Consider the following 3285-nt stretch of genomic DNA (forward strand, 5'->3'; position numbering starts at 1 on the left):
ATATCGTATCTCAATTGGGGACAGGCACTTTTGCCGGTTGATAAATAGCAATTGCTCCAAAAATTTGGCGGCAAAAGAGCCAGTCCCCGGAGGTCAGCCATAAGTTTCGCTGTAGTGCTATATTCCTTCAGAAAAATCAGTGCAGAGGTGCCTGTCCCCAATTGAGACACTGTAATGTTGATGTCTTGGGCTGATTACATGAAATCTTTTAAAGAACTTAAAAAAGTAAAGATTCCATCCAGGGAACAAAAGGCAAAAAAACCTAACCCCAGGGTTGTACCAGAGATGGAGCAGGACAACAATCAGGAGAACCTCTTCCTGTCTGCCATGTCCGGGGTAAAGCCCCTCAAGAGCAAAGGACGGGATATACCCCTGGAGACAGAGCCTGCACCAGATGGTCTGGACCTTTCTAAGGACAGCGAACTGGATGTTCTCTACAGACTTGTTCGGGGCGAAATTGAGTTTGATATTCAATATTCAGATGAGTACATACAGGGGTACGTCAAAAGCATAAATTCAAAGACCTTTCGCAGATTCAAGAACGGAGAACTGAGCATCGAAGCCCACCTGGATCTGCATGGACTCAACAGCGACCAGGCCCGGCATGAACTATTGCTTTTCATGCGCGACCAGTACCATCAAGGCAAGACCTGCGTGCTTTTAATCCCAGGGCGCGGAAAAAATTCCCCCATGGGTGACGGAGTGTTGCGCAATATGATCCAGACATGGCTGACACTGGATCCCCTGAAAAGGATAGTCCTGGCTTTCTGCTCAGCACTTCCCAGGCATGGCGGGACCGGCGCCCTTTACGTACTTTTGCGTAATAGAAAGAAAACAAAAGGCAAAATACACTGGGACAAATACCTTATTGACCTTTATTGAAAGCACGTTACCATAATCAGGTGCGAGCGGCCAGGAAACAGTCCCCGCAACACCTTTCCTGACACATGGGGCTTGATTCAGACAGCATCCTGGCGAAGCTTACATGGAGGCATCTATTTTGATGCTTTCCAGGCCCACCCTCAACCCGGACATGTATCAAATTTTATGGGAGGAACTGAACTTGGGGTTTTTCAGTAAAATAAAAAACTTGTGGAAAAGCGAGCCACAACAGGAAGCCGGCCCTGTACCTGAGGTACAGGATAAACCCGGCGTTCAGGGCATGGACACGGAGGCAGGAGACTGGAAATCCTGCCTGCAGCAGTCCCTGGCCATGGCCGAACCAAGACTCAGCGTCTGGCTGGACTATTTACTGCAAGATATTGACGCCAAGGGCGACGCCATGTGGCAGAGGCTGTTTTTTTTCTTCGAAGCTCTTGAAGTTCCTCGGGAAGAGGCTGAAGAATTTGTTTCAGGTTTCTCCAGATGGCTTGACGACATGGGGTACACCCAGCTGGAAGAATTCAGATCAGAGCTGCAGTACAGGCTGGCCCTGGCCCTGGACCTGGAAGATGAGGAAGACGAGAAAAGCCGGCTCTTTATCAAACTCTCCCAGGGATTGAGCAAGACCAAGGCCCAGTTGTCCAGACAGATAGACCAGCTTTTAAGTTCCAGCTCCAGTTATGATGATACCTTCTGGGAAGAGCTTGAGGAGATCCTTATCATGTCCGATGTGGGGCATCAGGCCTCCAACGAACTGGTACAGAAACTAAAGGCCAAGGTCTCGGGAAATAACGTGGACGATCCCCAGGAATTCAAAAATCTTCTGGGCAAGGAACTGGCTGCATTCTTTCCCAGGCCTGCCAAAAGAATCAAGCCTGAACCTCCGGAAGTGGTCCTGATGATCGGAGTAAACGGAGTAGGCAAGACAACCACAATTGCAAAGCTTGCACACAGAGAGCGTATGAAAGGCCGCCGCACCATGATAGCAGCTGGAGATACGTTCCGGGCCGCTGCCATTGAACAGCTGGGCATATGGTCGGATCGGGTCGGGGCAGAATTTTACGCCAAAAAACACGGGGCAGACCCGGCTTCTGTAGCTTACGAAGCCCTGGAAAAAGCTGTTGATGGCGGTGTTGATGTATTATACGTTGATACTGCCGGCAGACTTCACACCAAGACCGATCTTATGCATGAACTTAAAAAAATCAAAAATGTCATGCAGAAAAAACGTCCTGGCAGCCCCCACAGGACTGTCCTGGTCCTGGATGCCACAACAGGGCAGAACGCTTTGTCCCAGACGGAGCTTTTTGCCAGAGAAATAAAAATTGATGAGATTGTTTTGACCAAGCTGGACGGTACAGCCAAGGGGGGTGTTATGGTGGCCATCGCCCTGCAGCACCAGATTCCCATATCCTTTATAGGTCTAGGGGAAAAAATGGAGGACTTAAGGCCTTTTGAGCCTGAAAACTTTGCCAGAGCACTGCTGGGGTAATTATCGCAACGTATCTGTTTAGCGCTTTGGATGTGGCAGGTGGACTGGCTCTTCCGGGACCCACTTGTCCCAGAAAATGAGTCATTTTGAGCACAAATTGATGCTCAAGTGGGTCCCGGAGTGCCTGTCCCCTGCTTTCATTAAAAGCGCTGAACAGATACATCGCAACAACGTAATATTGCAAACTTTGCGGTGTAGCCATCGAAGACAGGCATTCCCGCACTTTTTTTGGGGCAGAAAGGCTGCAGGTATCTGTTTAGGGCTTTGCATGGGGACTGGCTCTCCCCGCACTTATTTTTCAAATATGCTGAAATTTCCTGTGACAAAACTAAGTGCGGGGGTGCCTGCCCCCTGCTTTCATTAAAAGCGCTGAAGAGATACTGTTTTCTGAAAAATGTTTTTCATTGGCACCCCAAAAAAAGCATAAAAAACCTTGACATTGTTGATGAAGAGTTCCTAATAAAGATTCAGTATCCCCATACTAAAGTAATAGTTCAGCCCATTGGCATGAAAGCAGAGGACAGGCACATAAGGCATCCGCTTAATCGAATGATTGTGCTTTTTGAGCCTTATCCCCGGATTCAGACGGGTAGCCTGTTATCTGTTTAGCGCTTTGCATGTGGCAAGGGGAACTGGCTCTCCCTGCACTTATTTTTTCAAATATGCTGAAATTTCCTGTGACAAAACTAAGTGCGGGAGTGCCTGTCCCCTGCTTTCCGTAAAAGCGCTGAACAGATACCTGTAGCCTGAAGGATCAGCCCCACTGCCATTCTGGACAGGGATGAACTGTTGCATAAACAACAAGGAATATTATCATGGCCAAGAACAAAAAACACAAAATTCTCAGCACATCAACTCAGTTGTTTGCAACCCAGGGTTTTGACAATACCACTACCTTACAGATTGCAAAG

General features: G+C 48.2%; 3 protein-coding genes. All 3 read left to right on the forward strand.

Annotated elements, in window-relative coordinates:
- The first annotated feature begins 198 nt into the window (after positions 1-198).
- The 3 genes from QZP87_RS08175 (at position 199) to QZP87_RS08185 (ending at position 2983) form a co-directional block, all read left to right on the forward strand.
- Positions 199-882 (forward strand): Smr/MutS family protein, encoded by a 684-nt coding sequence (locus tag QZP87_RS08175; protein WP_291322431.1) that lies wholly within the window; start codon positions 199-201, stop codon positions 880-882.
- A 103-nt stretch (positions 883-985) separates the two neighbouring features.
- Positions 986-2374 carry a signal recognition particle-docking protein FtsY gene (gene ftsY, locus QZP87_RS08180; RefSeq protein ID WP_291322432.1) on the forward strand — a complete coding sequence of 463 codons (1389 nt, stop codon included), beginning with the start codon at positions 986-988 and terminating at the stop codon, positions 2372-2374.
- A gap of 228 nt (positions 2375-2602) precedes the next feature.
- Complete coding sequence (locus QZP87_RS08185; RefSeq protein ID WP_291322433.1) at positions 2603-2983, forward strand: hypothetical protein; 381 nt, start codon at positions 2603-2605, stop codon at positions 2981-2983.
- The last annotated feature ends 302 nt before the right edge of the window (positions 2984-3285 follow it).

This window comes from Desulfonatronospira sp., assembly GCA_003563255.1.
GTDB lineage: Bacteria > Desulfobacterota > Desulfovibrionia > Desulfovibrionales > Desulfonatronovibrionaceae > Desulfonatronospira.

Coding starts and splice junctions, on each gene's coding strand:
- QZP87_RS08175 (WP_291322431.1), top strand. CDS start 199: ATGAAATCTTTTAAAGAACTTAAAAAAGTAAAGATTCCATCCAGGGAA.
- ftsY (WP_291322432.1), top strand. CDS start 986: ATGGAGGCATCTATTTTGATGCTTTCCAGGCCCACCCTCAACCCGGAC.